This is a genomic window from Ponticoccus litoralis (assembly GCF_039769985.1).
Taxonomy (GTDB): Bacteria; Pseudomonadota; Alphaproteobacteria; order Rhodobacterales; family Rhodobacteraceae; genus Ponticoccus; species Ponticoccus litoralis.
Window position 1 is genome coordinate 523,210 of the sequence record NZ_JBDNCH010000004.1, and the last position, 19,485, is coordinate 542,694.

15 protein-coding genes and 2 pseudogenes are annotated in these 19,485 nt (G+C 63.7%); 5 read left to right on the forward strand and 12 right to left on the reverse strand.

Annotation, left to right across the window (positions count from 1 at the left end; translation table 11 throughout):
- Nucleotides 1-23: 23 nt before the first annotated feature.
- The 3 genes from ABFB10_RS23205 to ABFB10_RS23215 all read right to left on the reverse strand — a co-directional run bounded on the left by ABFB10_RS23205 (nt 24) and on the right by ABFB10_RS23215 (nt 2,184).
- Nucleotides 24-836, reverse strand: a complete 813-nt coding sequence (locus tag ABFB10_RS23205) for a citryl-CoA lyase (RefSeq protein ID WP_347168553.1) — start codon at nt 834-836, stop codon at nt 24-26.
- 133 nt (nt 837-969) lie between these two features.
- A complete protein-coding gene (locus ABFB10_RS23210) occupies nt 970-1,593 on the reverse strand; it encodes a hypothetical protein (RefSeq protein WP_347168629.1) in 624 nt (207 codons plus the stop codon).
- A 159-nt stretch (nt 1,594-1,752) separates the two neighbouring features.
- Nucleotides 1,753-2,184 (reverse strand): FAD-binding protein, encoded by a 432-nt coding sequence (locus ABFB10_RS23215; RefSeq protein WP_347168554.1) that lies wholly within the window; start codon nt 2,182-2,184, stop codon nt 1,753-1,755.
- 83 nt (nt 2,185-2,267) lie between these two features.
- On the opposite strand from ABFB10_RS23215, the gene ABFB10_RS23220 reads away from it, so the two are divergent.
- Entirely contained in the window at nt 2,268-2,564 is a 297-nt protein-coding gene (locus ABFB10_RS23220) for a hypothetical protein (protein ID WP_347168555.1), read from the forward strand.
- Nucleotides 2,565-2,852: 288 nt separating this feature from the next.
- Here ABFB10_RS23220 and ABFB10_RS23225 read toward each other — a convergent pair whose 3' ends face one another.
- Nucleotides 2,853-3,617: a (Fe-S)-binding protein gene (locus ABFB10_RS23225; protein WP_347168556.1), complete on the reverse strand. Its 765-nt coding sequence runs from the start codon at nt 3,615-3,617 to the stop codon at nt 2,853-2,855.
- 108 nt (nt 3,618-3,725) lie between these two features.
- Here ABFB10_RS23225 and ABFB10_RS23230 point away from each other — a divergent pair, with 108 nt between their 5' ends.
- Nucleotides 3,726-3,893 carry a hypothetical protein gene (locus ABFB10_RS23230; protein ID WP_347168557.1) on the forward strand — a complete coding sequence of 56 codons (168 nt, stop codon included), beginning with the start codon at nt 3,726-3,728 and terminating at the stop codon, nt 3,891-3,893.
- 228 nt (nt 3,894-4,121) lie between these two features.
- Here ABFB10_RS23230 and ABFB10_RS24450 read toward each other — a convergent pair.
- From ABFB10_RS24450 to ABFB10_RS23265, 8 genes and pseudogenes are all read right to left on the reverse strand, one after another.
- Nucleotides 4,122-4,757 (reverse strand): annotated as a pseudogene (locus ABFB10_RS24450) (DUF3483 domain-containing protein); the annotation flags it as partial.
- A 3-nt stretch (nt 4,758-4,760) separates the two neighbouring features.
- Nucleotides 4,761-6,320 (reverse strand): aldehyde dehydrogenase, encoded by a 1,560-nt coding sequence (locus ABFB10_RS23235; protein ID WP_347168558.1) that lies wholly within the window; start codon nt 6,318-6,320, stop codon nt 4,761-4,763.
- Nucleotides 6,321-6,862: 542 nt separating this feature from the next.
- Nucleotides 6,863-8,078: pseudogene (locus ABFB10_RS23240) on the reverse strand (NAD(P)/FAD-dependent oxidoreductase).
- Between the two features lie 29 nt (nt 8,079-8,107).
- A complete protein-coding gene (locus tag ABFB10_RS23245) occupies nt 8,108-9,751 on the reverse strand; it encodes an ABC transporter ATP-binding protein (RefSeq protein WP_347168559.1) in 1,644 nt (547 codons plus the stop codon).
- A gap of 4 nt (nt 9,752-9,755) precedes the next feature.
- A complete protein-coding gene (locus ABFB10_RS23250; protein WP_430523068.1) occupies nt 9,756-10,652 on the reverse strand; it encodes an ABC transporter permease in 897 nt (298 codons plus the stop codon).
- A 39-nt stretch (nt 10,653-10,691) separates the two neighbouring features.
- Nucleotides 10,692-11,645 (reverse strand): ABC transporter permease, encoded by a 954-nt coding sequence (locus ABFB10_RS23255; protein WP_347168560.1) that lies wholly within the window; start codon nt 11,643-11,645, stop codon nt 10,692-10,694.
- 211 nt (nt 11,646-11,856) lie between these two features.
- Complete coding sequence (locus ABFB10_RS23260; protein WP_347168561.1) at nt 11,857-12,624, reverse strand: SDR family oxidoreductase; 768 nt, start codon at nt 12,622-12,624, stop codon at nt 11,857-11,859.
- 139 nt (nt 12,625-12,763) lie between these two features.
- The gene (locus ABFB10_RS23265; RefSeq protein WP_347168562.1) at nt 12,764-14,269 is read right to left on the reverse strand and encodes an ABC transporter substrate-binding protein; all 1,506 of its coding nucleotides are present in this window, start codon (nt 14,267-14,269) and stop codon (nt 12,764-12,766) included.
- Between the two features lie 210 nt (nt 14,270-14,479).
- Between ABFB10_RS23265 and ABFB10_RS23270 the strand changes: the two genes are divergently transcribed.
- From ABFB10_RS23270 to ABFB10_RS23280, 3 genes are all read left to right on the forward strand, one after another.
- Nucleotides 14,480-15,919, forward strand: a complete 1,440-nt coding sequence (locus tag ABFB10_RS23270; RefSeq protein WP_347168563.1) for a sulfatase family protein — start codon at nt 14,480-14,482, stop codon at nt 15,917-15,919.
- 181 nt (nt 15,920-16,100) lie between these two features.
- Entirely contained in the window at nt 16,101-17,264 is a 1,164-nt protein-coding gene (locus ABFB10_RS23275; protein WP_347168564.1) for an acyl-CoA dehydrogenase family protein, read from the forward strand.
- 51 nt (nt 17,265-17,315) lie between these two features.
- Nucleotides 17,316-19,331, forward strand: a complete 2,016-nt coding sequence (locus tag ABFB10_RS23280) for an acetate--CoA ligase family protein (protein ID WP_347168631.1) — start codon at nt 17,316-17,318, stop codon at nt 19,329-19,331.
- Nucleotides 19,332-19,485 lie beyond the last annotated feature (154 nt).

A 19,485-nucleotide genomic window follows, 5' to 3' on the forward strand; every position in this document is an offset into this window, starting at 1 on the left:
AACGGTCGAGCGGGGTCGCCCGCTCAGGCCCAGCCAGCAGCAGCCAGATCTGTTTTCAGATCACGCTTTTCCACTTGGCATTCGGTGTTCTCGGCAGCCACGAGGCGGTTGATTGCACCGCTCTGGATTTCTTCGGAGACATGCGCGATCAGGCCCGGCATCGTCGACATCAGTGCAAGGCCTTCCATCTCGGCGGGGGTAAAGCCCATCTGCGCCATGATGCCGGCCAGCATGCCGACGTCGTTCATCACGAAATCGGGTTTGTTCGCGGCCTTCTGGAAGGCCCGGTGAACGGCCTCGTACCATTCGTTCTTCTCGCCCCAGATGCCGGCCTCGATCGCGATGGTCTTGAGCTTCTCGGCGCGCGGATCGACGCCCCGGAACACCGGATGCCCAAAGCCGGGCACCCGCTTCTTTGCGGCCCGCAGCGCATCGACATATTGCGCAGCGAAAGTCTCGATGCTTTCGCCCGAAGCCTTGAAGGCGGCGTAGCTTTCCTCGATGAAGCGCCCGGTCGGCTCGGGAGACACGGCGAATTCACCGGCACCAAGCATCGCGGCGCTCAGCCCCGCCGACATGCGCGGGTTGACCGAGACAATGCTGCGCGCGGCCAGCGTGCCCGACTTCTGCAGCCCGTAGTCAAGGATCGAGCAGCACAGAACATCCATCATCCGCGCTTGTCCGGGCGTGGGCAGATCGCCGCGCACCAGAAGATAGGCGATGGCGGTGAATGGCACCGTGCCGACAAGCTCCTGCATGGGGTAGCCTCGGATGATGATATCGTCCGAGGTTACGCCGCTGACCGAGGTGACCCAGAAGGAAGGCGAGCTTTTCATGAGAGGAGATCCTTTTTCACTTCGAACCTGCCAGGGACGTTCCTTGACCGAGTCCGGCATATTTATACGCATAAGTATGCAAGACGTACCCGTGGGTCAATCTTTAATTCCGACCTCCTGGCCGAGGTCGTCGCTAGCCCTGGTCTCCGTCAGGCCAGAGCCCGGCTTTCAGAAGCGCGGCCCTAACCTCCAGCGCCCCCTGTCCGGCAGTGTCCGGCCGGATCTGCCGTCTGGCCCGTGCCGAGGCATTGGCGCCATGTGCACGCGCAAGCCTCAGTTCCACGTCCTCGTTCAACGGTTTGAGACGCCGCCCCGGGACGGGTCGCGCAGGGCGCAGGTCCAGAGCCGCCGGTGCGGTCGTGTCCGCGTCGACGATCCGCCCCGCCAGTGCCGCCCGGTGGCTGTAGCCGCGCGGCTCCGGCCCGGCTTGGCCAATGGTGGCCACGAAGGGCCCCGACACCCGCAAAACCTTACGTTTCCCCCAGGGTTGAGCCACGTGCAGGCACATGGCCTCGCCGTCGGGCAGGATGGCGGTCACATCCGCCACGACCGGCAGGCCCAGAAGCCGCGCCAGCTGGTAGGGCACCAACCCCATGCCAAGCGGCGCCGCGGCCTGCATGCCCATGAGAATTGCGTCGGGCACGGCGCCCGCGAAGACCCGCGCCAGAGCCGCCGCCGGATCGCCCCCCGCGGGGCCGTCGAAGGCTGCGGCACGCGCTCGATCCGCTTCAGGCCCATCCCGAAATAGGGGCGCAATGCGTCATCGGGCGGGCCGCAGGAGACGTGAAGTGCCCGGGGCTCTTCGGACAGCGACAGCGCCAGCTCGACCGCCCGCGCCTCCATCGGTGCCATCGCAAATCGCCCGCTGCCAACCTCCAGACCGGTTCCGAGGCACACCGCGACGGAACGTCCGATACTACGCGACATTGCTGCCTCCCCTGTCTTCAGCGAGCATGTCCACAAGCGCCCGCATCACCGCCTGCGCATCGCCCTCGATGGCCAGATCGGCGCGCCTCATCATGGCGCAGTTCGGGTCCGTGTTGACCGCGATCACCTGATCGCATCTCGCGATTCCCTCCAGATGCTGGGGCGCGCCCGAGATCCCGAGGGCGAGGTAGCACTTGGCCTGAACGATCGCGCCGCTTGACCCCACCTGCGTTTCGCGCGGCGCATGCCCGGCATCGACGGCAACCCGGCTGGCCCCGGGCGCCGCCCCCAGCGCCGCAACCGTGTCGCGAAACAGGGCCCAATCGTTGATCCCCGCACCGCCGCTGACAATGAACTCGGCCTCGTCGAGCCGAAGGGCGGTCGTGCCGCCCGCGAGCTGGCCAAGGTCGTCGATCTGCACAGGGTCGCGTTGCCCCCGGGGGCAAAGACAGATCTGCAGCGCGCTTCCCGGCACGGGCCCACCCAAGGCTCACTGCTGCCGTCTTGAAGCTCGATCAGGCGCGTCGCCGCCTGCTCCAGCACCTGCCCGGGTCGGGCGGTCTGGGATTGGGTGGTGATCGTCGCGATATCGAGATGCCGGACCGCCAGCGCCACGGGCGCCCCGAGCCCCGCCGCAACAGTCAAGGTCAGCGCCCGTGCGGCACCGGCCCGGTGGTCGATCAGCACATGTGCGGGCGCAAGCGCGTCGATCTGGGCCAGCGCAAGCTCGGCGCTGCGCGCCAGCAGCGGGTCGGCACCCGGCATCTGCGCTTCAAGCACCAGATCAGCCCCCGGGCCTGAAATGCGGCGGGATCGACAGGGCCTTGTCCGAAGACCAAAACCGCAACCGCCTGCTCCGGCGCGTGGTACATCTGAAGGCGTTTGGCGGCCCCGAGCACGGAACTCTCGGCATAGTTCGGGGCCGCGCCTTCGGGCGACAAAACGACCAGCGCGAAAACCGGCGCATCCACCCCAAGCGCCGGACCCGAGGCGGTCTGGTCTTGCGGCCTTTCGGCTCGATGGCGGTGGGTCAGACCATTGTTCAGCCGGTCGATGCGCTTGCGCGGCTGGTGCTGTATCTCGTTCATGTCACACCTCGCAGGCGTCGAGCAGAAGCTCGACCAGATCGGCCACCCGGTCGGCCCCGCCGGCGGCGCCCGACAGCATCGACATGCAATTCGGGCAGCCCACCACCACGGTATCCGCCCCCGTCTGGTTGGCGTCTTCAAACCGCATGTCGGCGACCCGGCGTTCGCCCGGAATATCCGACACCGGCGCACCGCCGCCACCTCCGCAACAGCGGGTGTTCCGACCGTGGTGCTCCATTTCCAGGACGTCGGCCCCCGGGGCTCGCAACAATTGGCGCGGCGCCTCGGTCTCGGAATTGTAGCGCGCAAGATAACAGGGGTCATGATAGGTGACGCGCCGCGCGGCCCCGGGGTTCAGGCGCAGGGCGCCGGTTTCCACCAGCTCGAGCAAGTAGGCGCTGTGGTGAAGAACCTCGTAATCTCCCCCGAGCGCCGGATACTCGTTGCGCAGACAGTGCATCACATGCGGGTCCGGCGTGACGATCCGGTTGAACGTGTAGCCTCTCAGGGTCTCGATATTGCCACGGGCGAGGCGCTGGAACGTCACCTCGTCGCCAAGGCGGCGCGCCAGATCGCCGGTGTCCGTCTCCTCGGCGCCCAGCACCGCGAAATCGACCTTGGCTGCCCGCAACAGCGTGACGAGCCCCGTGAGTGTCGCGCGCGCGCGGTCGTCGTGGATGAGATCCCCGCACCAAAGCAAGACGTCGGTCGCCTGAACCTCCGACATCTTCGGCACGCCGAGGCCATTGGCCCACCAGTCGCGCAAGGGAGGCTGCGCCCCGTCGGGCTGTCGAAATCGCGCAGGTTCTGCAGCACGGTCTGAGCGCCTTTCGGCACATCGCCCGTTTCGACGGCCTCGAAGCGGCGCAGGTCGATGATCGTGTCCACATGTTCGATGAACATCGGGCAGGCCTCGACGCAGGCCCGGCAGGTCGTGCAGGACCACAGTGTTTCGGGCGCGATCAGCCCGCCGATCACCGGCGCTTCGGTCTGGGGCAGACCCTGCACCGGATCCCGACCGGGATGGCCCGCTCCGGCGTAGCCACGTCCCGGCGCTTCGCCCGAATTGGCGCGGGCCAGATCTTGGACCAGAGCCTTGGGGTTCAGGGGCTGGCCGGCGGCAAAGGCCGGGCAGACCTCCGGCAGCGATGCCGCATTCCACGCAGGCATCAAACGACAATAGCCGCGTCCAGGGCATCTGGGCCAGCGTTCCGGTTCCGAACAAAGGTGCATCGGGCGCCGGGGTGGCCAGCGCGGACGCGCCAGCGCCAGCGCTATCGCCAAAACGGGCGGGACGCGGATGGAACCCAAGGTTTGCAAGCCCGGCGAAGGCATGCTTGAACGGCCCCGAAAGTCCGGGAAGGCTGAACAGCCCCGCCAGGCCGACCACGAGCAGAAGCGTGACAAGCTGATGCGCCACCGGCCACGAGGCCGGGCTTGGCTGGACCTGCGACGGAAGCACGGGCAGGAAACTCGCGGCAAGCAGGCCCAGAGCCACGAGCCCCAGCCACAGCGGGAACCCTGTCCGGGGGCCGCGCGACAGCGCTGGCATCCGGCCCGGGCGGCGGCGCATGAGGTCGAGCCCCACGCCCACAAGCACCAAGACGGCCAGAACGCGCAGCGCCCATCGGAGTATCTGCGCATCGCTCTGCAGCAGGACGGTCACGATCAGGACAAACATCAGCCCGACCAGCCCTCCAGCCGCCGAAACATGCATCCGCGCCGCGCCCGCGCGCCTCTGGACCTTGTGGTGTACGTCGACGAAGTAACGGCGCGGGACACGCAACAGCCCCCGCCAGGCCACCGGGGTCGCGGCGCCTTTGCGCCACAGCCGCACGCGCCGCAATGTCAGCAGCAGAGACAAGGCTGCGAACAAGAGACCTGCCAGTGTCAGAACCGAAAGCACGGCTCACTCCTTCCCTGATAGCGGCATGGCGCACACCGGGTCCGCCTTGCCCTGATCAATGCCGATTATCCCCGAAGACGAGATCCAAGTCGTCTTCGTCTCCTGGAAAAAGCTCAGCGCCTGTAGCGACTTGTCGCGCCCGATGCCGGATTGCTTGTAGCCCCCGAAGGGCACGGTGATGTCGCTTTCGTCGTAGTTGTTCACCCAGACGGTGCCTGCCTTGATGCGTTTCGACATCGTCAGTGCGGTGTCGATGTTCGAGGTCCATAGGCCCGCACCCAGCCCGTAGATCGAGTTGTTCGCGATCTGCACGGCCTCGTCGGGCGTGGCGAAATCCATCACCGAGAGGACCGGACCGAAGATCTCCTCCCGCCCGATGGTCATGTCCTGCGACACGCCGTCGAACACGGTGGGTTCCAGGAAGAAGCCGCCGCTTTCTGCGCGCACCTGTTCTCCGCCGCACAGCAGGTTTGCCCCCTCGTCATGTGCCGAGGCGATCAGGCTTTGCACCTTGGCCATGTGCGGCTGGCTGATCAGCGCGCCAAGCGTGGTGTCCGGGTCAAGCGGATCGCCTGCGACGAATTCTGCCGCCTGCGTGATCAGCTTCTCCAGGAAGGCGTCTTTGATACTATCCTGCACCAGAAGGCGCGACCCCGCACAGCAGACCTCACCTTGATTGAAGAAGATGCCGAAGGCCGCCGCCAAGGCCGCCTCATCCAGATCGCGGCAGTCGGCCATCACGATGTTCGGGCTCTTGCCGCCACATTCCAGCGACACCCGCTTCAAATTGGATTGCGATGAATAGGCCATGAACTGCTTCCCGATCGCCGTCGACCCGGTGAAGGTGATCGCGTCCACATCCATATGCAGCCCAAGCGCCCGGCCCGTCACCGGCCCGGTTCCCGTGACCACGTTGAACACGCCGTCGGGGATGCCTGCCTCCTGCGCCAGTTCGGCCAGGCGAATGGCCGTTAGCGGCGTAAGCTCTGCAGGTTTGAGCAGGACCGAGTTGCCGGCGGCAAGCGCCGGCGCGACTTTCCAGCACGCCATGAGCAAAGGGAAGTTCCACGGCACGACTGCCGCGACCACGCCAATCGGCTCGCGGGTGATGAAGGCCATGACATCATTCGCGGTGGGCGCGACATCATCGTAGATCTTGTCGACAGCCTCGCCGTACCAGGCGATCGCGGAAACGGCAGAAGGAATATCGACTGCCAGGGCATCGGAGATCGGCTTGCCGGTATTGAGGCTTTCAAGCAGGGCCAGTTCTTCGGCATGGTCCTCTAGCAAAGCCGCCAGCCGAAGAAGAACGGCCTTGCGCTCGGCTGGCGCGCTTTGCGACCAGACACCGCTGTCGAACGCAGCCCGCGCCGCCGATACAGCGGAGTTCACGTCCTGCTCTCCGAGAATTGGGACCGCGCCCAATGGCTTACCCGTCGCCGGGTTGAAGATCTCGTAGATATCTTCGGATTGCAGCGTTGCCCGTCGGCCTGCCACGAAGGCCTCGGTCGGAATGCGCTGCGCCGTCACGCGATCATGCCAGTGCGTTTTCTGCTGCTTCATAGGCCTCCCCCTGTTTCGAGCTGCGCAACCTGCCGGTCATCGGCTCAACATGCCGATTTATACATGATGGTCAATTAAAAAACTATCAAGTATCTACTTTCTGGAGCGCATGACGGCGGTGTTGCAGAACGCAGGGCGCCTGAGGATTCATGGTTTAATTCCATGAGGTTGGGCGGGCGCCATGGGCCGCCATGCCGTCTTCGCGGATGCGGCGTTCCATTCCAGTGCAACCGCCCGATTGAAGCCGCCTGCCAAGGTGGCATCTTGGCCCGCATCGGCAACCACAAGATCCCCCAACGCGCCGAGCTATTGCCGTGGAGCGGGGCGGCGTTGGATCCGAAGGCAAAGCCCGTCGCCCGGTCTGCGGTCTTTTCGGTCCGGTTGCTGCCGAGGCATTCGGATTGGCGCCTCGGCCCGAGCAGAATGCGCCGGGTCGATACGGCGCATGCCTGTTGCCGCCAGTGATCCGCAGCGGGTGAGCCTTGGTCCGGGAACGGCGCCGAGGTCCGACTTCTTCAGCACCCTGTCGCGGAACACCCGCCTCAGGTGAGTGTTTCCATCACGCGTTTGAGATCGATATCCAGGTTCTCGATGTCTGCGGGGCGGGGCGATTGCCCAGCCTGGATCAGCCGTTTCCCGATCATGTAGCTGCGCGGTTCATTGATTGCGTCGACGGACAGCAGTGTATTGCCCTTGAAATACCAATGTGAACGGCCCTTGCCGCCCGGTGCGGTACGGACCACGACGCGGTCATGTCCAATGTTGAGCCCGGCGATCTGTAGTTTGGTGTCGTACTGATCGGACCAGAACCATGCTTCGGGAACGTAGGGTTTGGCCGCGCCGAGGAGGTTCGCCGCCACCGCAGCGCCGTGATCGATCGCGTTCTGAACGCTTTCGATCCTCAGGCGACGGTCGCCAAGGGGCAGATTGGCGCAATCACCAACCGCCCATATGGCGGGGTCGTCGGTCTGCCCATGCGCGTTGACCAGAATGCCGCCGTTACAGGCGATCCCGGATTCCCGTGCCAACATATCGTTGGGCTCGACACCGATCCCCGCAACCACGAAATCGACCGGAATGCTCTCGTCGTTGGACAGGGTGGCCGTGAACCCCCGAGGTGTTTCGGCGAGGGCCTGCAAGTCCGTGCCTTCGAGAATGCGGACTCCGTTGGCGTTGTGCAGCTCACGGAAATAGTCTGAGGTCTCGCGGGCCGCGACCCGCTGCAGAATACGATCGGACGCTTCGACCAGTGTGACAGACACCTTGGCCTTTGCGGCAACGGCAGCCAGTTCGAGACCGATGTAGCCCCCGCCAACGATCAGCGCCCTGCGGCCCGGACGAGATCTGGGGGCGTAGCCGGTCGACATCGCTCAGGGCGCGCAGGACGTGAACCTTTTCACCCAAGAGCCGCTGCGGCAGACGCCGGGGCCGCGCACCGGTCGCAAGGACCAGCGCATCATATGAGAGCGTTTCGGTGCCGAGGCGGATTGTCCTGGCCGCGCGGTCGATCGCTTCGACACGCTGCCCAAGCCGCATTTCAATGTTCTCGTCTGCGTAGAATTGAGCAGGACGGAAAAACAAGCGCTCACGCTCCATCGTCCCTGTCAGATACGCCTTGGACAGCGGGGGGCGTTGATAAGGGAGAGCGTCCTCCTCTCCTATCATGATGATTCTTTTGTTAAATCCCAGTTCGCGAAGCTTCGCCGCAACGGAATAGCCTGCCTGCCCGGCGCCGATAATGACAATCTGCTCAAACATTGACTTGGTTTCTTGCGTGCCCATGCAATTCAGGTTGATGCCTTGGAGTGTCGCGCCTCCAGAAGCCGTGTCAGCCACTCCGGGTCCATTTCGGGAACCGATGAGAGAAGCAGCTCGGTGTAGGGGTCGTGCGGCGGAGTGAACATGTCCTCGGTCCGGCCCTGTTCGACGACCTTGCCCGATTGCATGACAACCACGTCGTCGGCGATCGCGCGCACGGTCGCGAGATCATGGGTGATGAACATGTAGGCGAGGTTGAATTCGGTTTTGAGTTGGTCCAGCAGGCGCAGCACGCCTTCGGCGACCACCTGGTCCAGCGCCGAGGTGACCTCGTCGCAGATGATGAAGCTGGGTTCGGTCGCGAGCGCGCGGGCAATGCCGACACGTTGCTTCTGGCCTCCGGAAAGCTCCGAGGGGCGCCGGTCTATGTATTGGTTCGGGTCAAGCTCGATGACGTCGAGAAGGCTGCGGACCCGTTCTTCCAGCGCCTTGCCGCTCAGGCCCAGGTAAAGCTGCGCGGGTCGCCCTATCAGTTCGCGCAGGCTGAGCTTCGGGTTCAGCGCGGTATCCGCCATCTGGTAGATCATCTGGGTCTGGCGTAGCGCGCCGCGAGAGCGTTTCTTGTAGCTGTGCGCCAGTTCCTCGCCGCGGAACAGGATCCGGCCCGAACGCACCGGCAGCAGGCCGGTGATCACGCGGGCGGTGGTCGACTTGCCGCTGCCGCTTTCGCCCACGATGGCGACGGTCTGGCCTTCGTGAATGTCGAAACTCACGTCCTCCAGCACGTCGACCGCGCCATATCCGGCGCGCACCGATTGCACCGACAGCACGGGCTGTGCCTTGGGATCCGGCTCGGGGGTCTTTGCGCGGGCAAAGCTGCGCACCGCCCAGAGCGACTTGGTGTATTCGGCCTTCGGATCGGACATCATGGTCCGCGTATCGGCTTCCTCGACCTCTTCGCCGTTCTTCAGAACCTTGATCCGGTCGGCCATCTGCGCGACCACGGCAAGGTCGTGGGTCACGTAGATGGCGGCGGTGTTGTAGGTTTTTACGATGTCGCGGATTGCGGCCAGCACCTCGATCTGGGTTGTTACATCCAGGGCCGTCGTCGGCTCGTCGAAGATGATGAGATCGGGCCGACAGGCCATTGCCATAGCAGTCATTGCACGCTGCAGTTGGCCGCCGGATACCTGATGCGGATAGCGAAACCCAATGTCTTCGGGGTTCGGCAGGCGCATCTGGCGATAAAGCTCGATGGCATCGGCCTCGGCAACCTTGCGATCGAGCACGCCGTGCTGCACGGGGGTTTCGACATATTGATCGATCAGGCGATGCGCCGGGTTGAAACTGGCGGCCGCCGATTGCGCCACATAGGCAATCCGGCTGCCGCGCAGGCGGCGCAGCCTGCGCTCGCTGGCGCCCCGCAGCTCTTGTCCAACAAAGGTGACAGAGCCGCCGGAAATCCGGCACCCGTCCCGAGTGTAGCCCATGGCGGCCAGTCCGAGAGTGGATTTTCCGGCCCCGCTTTCGCCGATCAGACCAAGGACCTCGCCGCGATGCAGCGTCAGGTCAATGCCTTTGATGATCGGGTTCCAGATGCCTTTGGCACGGCCCTCGATCCGGATGTCCTTCATTTCGAGCAGGATGTCGTTTTCGGCTTCGGTATCGGTCATGACTTTAATCCTTCAGGCCGCTGGAACGATGCAGCATCCAATCCACGACGAAGTTCACGGCGACTGTAAGCAGAGCAATCGCACCTGCAGGCAGCAGCGGCGTCACGTCGCCGAAGGCGATGAGCGATGCGAATTCCCGTACCATCGACCCCCAGTCGGCGGTCGGAGGCTGAACGCCGAGGCCCGGGAACGACAGCGCCGAGATCGTGAGAAACACGAAGCAGAAGCGCAGTCCAAATTCAGCCACCAGCGGAGCGGTGATGTTGGGCAGTATCTCGCGAAAGATCAGCCTGCCCATGCCCTCGCCGCGCAGCTTCGCGGCCTCGATATAATCCATGACGACGACATTCATCGCGACGGAGCGGGTGAGGCGATAGACCCGGGTGGAATCCACGACGGCAATGATGAGGATCAGCATGGGGACCGAGGTCCCGAAGATGCTCAGGAGCACCAGGGAGAGGATCAGCGCCGGGATCGCCATCACGATATCGACGACCAGCGACAGCAGCCTGTCGAGCGTATATCCGGCTGTGGCCGAGATCAGCCCGAGGATCGTTCCGATCAGGAACGCCAGAAGCGTGGTTGCAAGTGCCAGCCCGACAGTGTTGCGCGCGCCGTAGACAAGGCGGCTGAGGGTGTCGCGGCCCAGGCTGTCGGTGCCCAGCAGGTGCTCGGCGTTCCAGGGCAGGAACTGGGGGCCGACGACGGAAGTCTCGCCATAGGGCGCGAGCAGCGGGGCGGCCAGCGCCACCACGAAATAGACCATGATCACCATGATCCCGAATGCGGCGGTCAGCGGGATTTCTTTCACGATCCGTGAGAACTCGCCTCGGGTGACGCGGGCAACGATTTCCCGACCGCCCCAGGAGAGCGCGAAGGCGACGGAGATGATGGCCGTCACTATGAGAAGGTTCATTAGAAGTTGCACGAAACCGCTCCTTTAAAGGCGATGCCGCAGGCGCGGATTGGAGAGGGTGGACAGCACATCCGCACAGAGGTTCAGCAGGATGTATGCGGCGGCAAACAGCAACGCGATGGCCTGAACGACGGGGAAGTCACGCTTGGAGACGCTGTCGACCATCAGCTGGCCGAGGCCCGGGTAGACGAAGACCGCCTCGACAACCACGACGCCGGTGATCAGGTAGGCCAGGTTCAGCGCGACTACCGTGATGATCGGCGCCAGGGCATTGGGCAGGGCGTGCTTTACGATGATGCGGGTCGGCGACAGGCCTTTGAGGCGCGCCATCTCGATATAGGGGGAGGCCAGAAGGTTGATGATCGCCGCGCGCGTCATCCTCATCATGTGCGCGGTGATGACAAGGGTGAGCGCGATGGCGGGCAGGAAGGTGCGGTAAAGCTTTTCGCCGAGTTCCATCGAGGGTTCGACACGTGCCATCGATGGGAAGTAACCGGTCTGCGCGAGCAGGTAGATCAGCACGTAGGCAATGAAGAATTCGGGAAACGAGATCGCGGTCAGGGCGGCAGAGTTCGCCGCCCGATCGAACACCGAATTGCGATAGAGCGCCGAAGTGACCCCCAGAAGCAGAGCCAGCGGAACCGCGATGAAGGCGGCGTAGAGCGCCAGGAAAAGGGTGTTGGGCAGACGCAGGGCGATCAGGTCGGTGATCGGTCGGTCGTTTGCCATGGAGACGCCGAAATCGCCCTGAAGTGCGCCCGTAAGCCAGCGCCAATAGCGCAGGATTGCCGGCTGATCCAGGCCCAGTTCGGCGCGCAGGGCGGTCAGGGCCTCTTCGGTTGCATATTGCCCCAACATGCTTTGCGCGAGGTCGCCCGGAAGCAGCTCGGTTGCGCCAAACACACAGACCGAGATCACAAACAGTGCGACAACTCCAAACAGGAGGCGTTGTCCAATCATCGTGTATATCGTTGGCATTTTCGTGCTCGCATTCTTTTGCCCCCAGCCGTGTGGCACGCCTATGGGGTATGGACGTCGGGTGATCGGCCGGCGACGCGCCGGTGCAGAGGCCGGACCCGAAATGGATGACTGATCCACCGGTCGACCGGAGGGTGGTGCTCAGCAGAGTGGCGTTTCTTGCTTCCCGGTCAGAAGGTCGCGCGATGGGCGGTGTTGTTGAAATCGTTCGTCATGCGTCAAGTTTGATCGTGAACCCGTCGACAGAGATGACCTGCCCGGAAACGAAGCGGGATCTGTCGGAGGCGAGGAAAACGGCGATGTTCGCGATGTCCTCCGGGGCGACGAAGCTGCGCATTGCCGAACAGCCGGTGTAGCTGTCACGGACAGCCTGTTCGCTTTGCCCGGTCGCGGCGGCTTCACGTTGGATGACCCCGTCCATACGCGGACCGTCCACCGAGCCCGGGCAGATCGCGTTGGCGCGGATGCCATGGGGGCCGAGCTCCATCGACAGGGTTTTCGCCAGCCCGATCATGCCCCACTTGGCCGTCACATAGGGTGCGCGGCGGGGAAGGGCGCCGATTCCGGCGGTCGACGAGGTGACGATGATGCTGCCGCTGTTCTGACGGATCATCATCGGCGCCGCATGTTTCGCTGCCAGGAATGCCCCGTCGAGGTTCACGGCCAGGCATTTCTGCCAGTCGTCGAGGGACACGTCCTGAATGGCAGCGGTGGGACCGGAAATCCCGGCGTTGGCGCAAAGCGTATCAAGCCCGCCCCATACATCCAGAATCTCGGCGAACAACGCCTCCATCGCGGTCGCGTCGGAGGCATCGACGCGGCTTTTGCGCCACGCGGCGGGGCAGCTTTCCAACGCGGCCTCGTCCACGTCTGTTACCCAGACCTTTGCGCCTTCGCGCGCCAGCCCTTCGGCCATTGCCCGACCGATACCAGATGCTCCGGCGGTGATGACGACCCTGTTCTCGGAGAGAAATGGCATTGAGCCCACCTTTTGATTCTGCTTCCGCAAACCCATTAGATCAAAAATAATACTCTACAGTCAATCTTTTTGATGGGATTGTGCAAAAGATCTGGCGTTGGCGACCGGGGTCTATGCGGAAGACCCCGATCCGCCTGATTTACTTGAACCACCAGCGGCTCACCGCATAGCGGCTGTCGAGCGGCGCGGTCGAGACATCGGTTTCGGTGACGCCGATCTGGTCGGACACCGCATCGACCACGTTGTAGAAGGCGGGCATGACGGAGGGGCCGTCCTTGTTGAGAAGGCGTTGCGCCTCGGCAAACAGCTCGGCCCGCTTCGCTTCGTCTTGCTCTGCCCGGGCCTGCGCAACGAGCCTGTCCAGCGTGGCGCTTGTGAAGCCCGACAGGTTCCAGCTGGCATCGCTGCCGTAGGCCAGGGAGATGATCAGCGCTTCGGTCGGGCGACCGGTCCAGAAACTCGCGCAGAACGGCACCTTGCCCCATACATTGGTCCAGAACCCGTCAGCCGGTTCGCGGTAGGCAGACATGTTGATTCCGGCGGCACGGGACGACTCGCTGTAGAGCTGCGCGGCGTCGACGGCGCCTGCGAAAGCGGCCTCACTGGTCGACAGCTTGATATTCAGACCGTCAAGCCCGGCTTCTTTCAGGTGGAATCGGGCGCGGTCCGGATCGTAGGAGTGCTGTTCGATTTCCGCGTGGTAGCGGTACGTCGGGCCGATCGGCTGGTCGTTCGCCACCGTGCCATGCCCCGCAAGGATCTTCTCGACGAACTCCTCGCGATCAATCGCGTACTTCAGCGCCAGGCGCACGTTCCGGTCGTCCATCGGCGACATGGTCATCTGTGCGTCGAAAGCGCAGTAGCCGGGGCTGGTGCGCGACAGGACGTTGACACCCGGTGCGCGGGCCAGACGGTTCGCAACGATCGGCGACACCTCGGAAATGGCATGCGCCTCTCCCGACATGATCGAGTTCACGCGCGCCGAGGCATCGTTCACGGCCACCATCTCGACGCTGTCGAACCAGCCGCGGTCAGAGCGGTGGTCGTTCTCGAACTTCTCGACCCGCACGCGCACGCCGGGTTCCAGCTGGACAAGGCGGTAGGGGCCGCAGCCGATGCCCGATTGCCAATCCGACGCACCGTCCTTGGTGGGCAGGATCGACAGCGCGTATTCCGCAAGGTTCGCCGTCCAATCGGCATCGCCTTCGGTCAGGTGGAAGATCACGGTGTTGCCGTCGGCCTCAATGCGGTCGAGATGGCTCATCACCGTTTTGAGGTGCGAAATCGAGCCTTCGGCGATGTGCAGGTTGATCGAGTTCACCACGTCCTCGACCGTCACGGCCTGTCCGTTGTGGAACGTCACGCCGGGCTTGATTGCAACCCGCCACACAGTGGCGTCGTCATTCGCTTCGGCGCTTTCGGCGATGCTGGGGATGATGTCGCCCGTCGAGGTGATCTCGAACAGCGTGTCATGCAGGGTGACGCGCGTGATCGTCATGAAATCGGCATGAACGATCCGCGGATCGAGGTTGTCGCTGGTGCTCGCCTTGCCGATTGCAAAGATCGCATGCCCGCCGCGCACGGGTTCGGCGGCAGCGGCAGCGGCGGCGGGCATCCACAGCCCGGCGGTACGTGGCCATTCCAAGGGCCGCGCCCCCTTTCAGGACCGAGCGGCGGTTCGGGTTCGCCGGTGCGGGTTCGCGGGTGATTTTCTTTGAGAACGGCATCTGGGGCTCCTCCGTCTGGTTCGGTAGACACTCTTGTCTGCCCGACCGTTTTGGCACCTTATGAATCTATTTTGTACTGTAAAGTTTTTTTATAAGTTCTTAAGTATAGATCGCAGGAGGATCCTGTCATGAGCCAGCCGAACTTCATCGTCATCTGTTCCGACCAGCAGCGCTGGGACGCATTGGGCGCCGCAAGCGCGCATGTGGACACACCGAACCTTGACCGTCTCGCTGCGCGCGGAACGCGGTTCAGCACCTGCTATTGCGCCTCGCCCATCTGCGTGTCTTCCCGTGCATCGATAGCGACGGGTTTCGACGTGCACCGGACCCGGTGTTGGAGCAGCGCCCAGCCCTACACCGGGATTCCCGACAGCTGGCACCATGCCCTGCGCGATGCCGGTTATCGGACCGTGTCGGTCGGCAAGCTGCACTATCGTTCGCAAGATGATGACAACGGTTTCGTTGAAGAGATCATGCCGACCCACGTGATCGACGGCAAAGGCTATCCGTTCGTGATGCTGCGCCCCGACGCCAAGAAGATGGACGGAATCGAGGATTTCGTCGACAGCGTCGGCTGGGGCGATTCCGACTACACAAGGCATGACGAGGCCGTGGCGCGACGCGCCGGGGAATGGCTGGCCGCGCATGGCGATGAAGGCCCCTGGTCGATGTTTGTGTCCTTCGTCACGCCACATCACCCGCTGATCGTGCCGGAACGTTTTCGAGACGCCTATCCGCCTGACCGGGTGCCCCTGCCGGATACCTATGTTGCGCCGCCCGACAAGCACCCGAGCGTGCAGGCCCACCCGGCGACCGCCGGTCTGGAGGGGAATCTGCATTACGCCCGGTTCTTTCGGGACGAGGCGCATGTGCGCGAGCTTCGGACCTATTACATGGCCCTAACCAGCTTTCTTGATGAATGTGTCGGTCGGGTGCTGGACGGTCTCGAAGCCGCCGGGAGGCTGGACGACACCGTCGTTCTGTTTACCTCGGACCACGGCGAGATGCTGGGTGATCTCGGGCTTTGGACAAAATCCTACATGTACGAAGGATCGGTGCGCGTGCCGCTGATTGCCGCCGGTCCGGGGTTTCCGTCCGGGATTGTCTCCGAAGCGACCTGTTCGCATCTGGATATCCATGCAACGGCGCTGCGTGCGGCGGGCCTTGCGCTGGACGAGACGCGAACCGGTCGGGCGCTGCAGGATGCGGCGGGCTTGGTTGCGCCGGACGACCGCAGCGTCATCTCGGGGTATCACGATTACGGCTCGATCACCGGGACGACAATGCTGCGCTGGAAATCCTGGAAATACGTGCATCACGCGGGTCTTGCGCCGCAGCTCTTCGATCTTGCAGCCGACCCAACCGAGATTCATGACCTCGTGCCCGGCGGGCAGCATCAGCACATCGTTGCGGCTTGCGCCGAGGAGATGCGCCGACACGTGGACCCTGATCTGGCGAGTGCGCAGGCATTCGAGGACCAACATGCGCTCATTGAAGCTCTGGGCGGACGCGAAGCCATCTTGAACGCCGCAGATCTTCCGGCTGTGACCCCCATGGCAAAGGGCTAGGGCGCCTTTTTCCATTAAAATTTGCCCGCAGGGGACTAAAAAATCTTGAAGTAGTTCTTTTTATACTGAATGGTACAATTCAGGCTGTCACGGGCCCTCCGCAGGTGGCCGCCGTGAGTTGAGGAACAGGCCATCCAGCCGGATTTCGGTGGATGGGACAGACAAACTTTAGGAGTGAGCCGTGGATTTCGCCCTGACCCAAGAACAGGAAATGCTTGTCAAAAGCGCGCGCACGTTCGTCGAGGAGGAGCTCTACCCGCACGAGGAACAAGTCGAGCGAACCGATCAGATTTCGCCCGAGGTGCGCGCACGGATCAAGAAGCGTGCTCTCGAGATGGGGTTCTACGCTCCGAACATGCCCGCCGAAGTCGGCGGCGCCGGGCTCGATGCGGTCACGCTGGCCTTGCTGGAGCGTGAACTGGGGCGGGCCAACCTGGGTCTGCAATCCGTCGTCCACCGCCCCAGCAACATCCTGCAGGCCTGCGTGGGCGAGCAGCGCGAGACCTATCTTCTGCCGACCATATCCGGTGAGAAAATCGACTGCTTTGGCCTGACCGAGCCCGAAGCGGGTTCGGATGTCCGTTCGATGAAAACGACGGCGAAAGCCGATGGCGACGATTTCATTCTGAACGGGCGGAAGCACTTCATCAGCCATGCCGATATTGCCGATTTTGCTGTCGTGTTCGCTGCAACCGGTGAAGACGACACCGCGCGCGGGAAGAAGAAGCGCATTACCTGCTTCCTGATCGACCGCGGCACGCCGGGTTTCGAAATCCTCAAGGGTTACGATTCGGTGTCGCACCGGGGCTATCACAACTGCATTCTCGAATTCGACGAGTGCCGCGTGCACAAGTCGCAGATCCTGGGCGAGTTGGACAAGGGTTTTGATGTTGCCGGTGACTGGCTGGGCCCAGAGCGCCTGCGGCTCGCGACAACCAGCGTTGGCCGTGCGCAGCGCGCGATGGAGCTGGCCCTCGACTATGCCGCGACGCGCAAGCAGTTCGGCCAGACGATCGGCAAGTTCCAGGGTATCGGCTTCAAGCTGGCTGACATGCAGACCCGCATCGAAACCGCCGAACTGCTGACGCTTCGCACGGCCTGGAAACAGGATCAGGGCATCGCGCGCGACGAAGACTTCGCCATGGCCAAGGTCTATGCCAGCGAGATGGTCGGCTTTGTCACTGACGAAGCCCTGCAGATCTTCGGCGGCATGGGTCTGATGACCGATCTGCCGCTCGAGCGCATGTGGCGGGATTCGCGTGTCGAGCGTATCTACGACGGCACCAGCGAAATTCAGCGACACATCATTTCCCGCGCCTTGCTGCGCCCGCTTGAAGCACGGTGACGAAGATGGCTGACACCTCCCGTCTCGATCGGTTTCTACGGTACGCGGCAGATTGCCGTCATTGGTGGCCGGTGGTGCGGGCAGGTTGTCCGCCAATGCAAGTTGATGGGCTTTTCCGGAGAGATCTGGCCCATCAGCACCTCCAGTGCGGAGATGGCCGGTGTGCCATGCTTCGACAGTCTCGACGATCTGCCCGGGGTGCCCGACGCCGTGTTCATTGGCGTGAATCACACGGCAACGATCGACATCGTGCGCAAGCTGAATGCCATGGGCGTCGGCGGCGCGGTGTGTTTCGCCTCGGGCTTTGCAGAGGTGGGCGCCGAGGGCAAGGCGCGCCAGGACGCGCTTGTCGCGGCTGCCGGTGACATGCCGATCCAGGGCCCGAATTGCCTGGGTTTCGTGAACTTCATGGATGGCGTCGCGCTCTGGCCCGACGAGCATGGGGCCGATCCGTCCGAGAGCGGCGTGGCGGTTCTCAGTCAAAGCGGCGCAATCGGATTGAACATGACGATGCAGAAGCGGCACTTGCCGCTTTCGTATCTGGTTTCGCTTGGCAATCAGGCGCAGTCCGGTGTCGCCGAGTTTATCGATTCCATGCTGAATGATGAACGGGTGACCGCCATCGGTCTGCTTATCGAAGGCTTGCCGGATGTGCCGCGCTTTGCTGCCGCGGCCAGTCGCGCGCTTGCCAAGGGGGTGCCCATCGTGGCGCTGAAGACCGGACGGTCGGAAGCGGGCGCGAAGATCGCGGTAAGCCACACCTCGACGCTTGCCGGTGACGACTCGCTCTACGATGCGCTTTTCGCAAGATATGGCATCGCGCGGGTCGACACGCTTCCGGTCTTCGTTGAAACTCTGAAGCTGCTGTCGATGTCGGGGCCGCTGGCGGGAAATCGCATCGTCTCGATGAGCGTGTCCGGGGGCGAGGCGTCGATGATCGCTGATCTGGCCGAATCCCGTGACCTGGACTTCGCCGAGTTCTCGCCGGAGGACCACGCGCGCATCTCGGCCACCACGCATGAGCTCGTGCATGTCTCGAACCCCTTCGACTATCACACGTTTGACTGGGGCAAGCGCGAGGCACAGGCGAGGACCTTCACGGAAGTCCTGCGTTCAGGCTATGACGCCCGCCTGATGCTGCTTGACTTCCCGCGCTCGGACCGCTGCGCGACCGAAAACTGGACCGCGGCCATTATGGCTTTTGCCGAGGCACACAAAGCCGCGCCCGGTGTCTCGCTTCTGGCTTCGTCACTGCCCGAGAACATGCCACCGGAGGTTAGCCGCCTGGCAGTCGATCTGGGCCTGATCCCGATGTTCGGGTTCGACGAGGCGCTCGCGGCGCTTGATGCGGCGGCCACCATCGGCCGTTTGCAGCGCCAGGCCGCCGCAGGGCGTGGCGCCGAACCGATGCAATCGGTGCCGGTGCTGGCCGGTGACGCCGCGAAGGTCGTCGATGAAGCCGCCAGCAAGCGATTGCTGGCCACTTTCGGATTGCCCGTGCCAGAGGGGCGCCTGGTCGGGCGCGGCGATGTGGTTTCGGCCGCCGAGGACATTGGCTATCCGGTGGTGCTGAAGGCGGCGGGCAGTCACATGACCCACAAGTCCGACCTTGGCGGTGTTGCCCTCGGCCTGGAAGATGCGGAAGCGCTGACCTCGGCAGCCGACGCCATGGCCGGGCTGTCCGATCGCTTCCTTGTGGAGCGCATGCAGCCGAAGCCTCTGGCCGAGCTCATCGTCGGGATCACCCGGGACCCCCAGTTCGGGCTGGTGCTCGTGATCGGGGCGGGGGGCATTCTGGTTGAGCTCTTGCAGGATGCGCAATCGCTTCTGTTCCCGGTCAGCCGTCGCGACGTGGCCGAGGCGATATCCGCTTTGAAGGTCTCGAAACTACTCGATGGGTACCGCGGTCAGGCGGCTGCCGACCGCGAGGCGCTGATCGACGCGATCATGGCGGTTGCGCAGTTTGCCGAGGCGCATGCCGACAGCCTGATCGAACTCGACGTGAATCCGCTGATGGTTTTCGAGGACCGGACCATCGCCGTCGACGCGCTCTTGCGAATGGTCTGACGGGACCAGCCGGCCCGGGGCAGCGTTCACGGTGACCTGCCCCGGACGCGATTGTCAGCACGACCGCCTTTGCACAGGTCTCCGGAAACGCGTCGGCGGGTCAGAACCTGACGACCTACGTGCAGGACAGCAGGCCCGCCGAGCGGAGTGGCCC

Excerpts from the sequence above, each read along its gene's own strand:
- ABFB10_RS23230 (WP_347168557.1), top strand. The coding sequence starts at position 3,726 with ATGATCGTGTCCACATGTTCGATGAACATCGGGCAGGCCTCGACGCAG.
- ABFB10_RS23255 (WP_347168560.1), bottom strand. The coding sequence starts at position 11,645 with ATGCCAACGATATACACGATGATTGGACAACGCCTCCTGTTTGGAGTT.
- ABFB10_RS23260 (WP_347168561.1), bottom strand. The coding sequence starts at position 12,624 with ATGCCATTTCTCTCCGAGAACAGGGTCGTCATCACCGCCGGAGCATCT.
- ABFB10_RS23205 (WP_347168553.1), bottom strand. The coding sequence starts at position 836 with ATGAAAAGCTCGCCTTCCTTCTGGGTCACCTCGGTCAGCGGCGTAACC.
- ABFB10_RS23245 (WP_347168559.1), bottom strand. The coding sequence starts at position 9,751 with ATGACCGATACCGAAGCCGAAAACGACATCCTGCTCGAAATGAAGGAC.
- ABFB10_RS23270 (WP_347168563.1), top strand. The coding sequence starts at position 14,480 with ATGAGCCAGCCGAACTTCATCGTCATCTGTTCCGACCAGCAGCGCTGG.
- ABFB10_RS23235 (WP_347168558.1), bottom strand. The coding sequence starts at position 6,320 with ATGAAGCAGCAGAAAACGCACTGGCATGATCGCGTGACGGCGCAGCGC.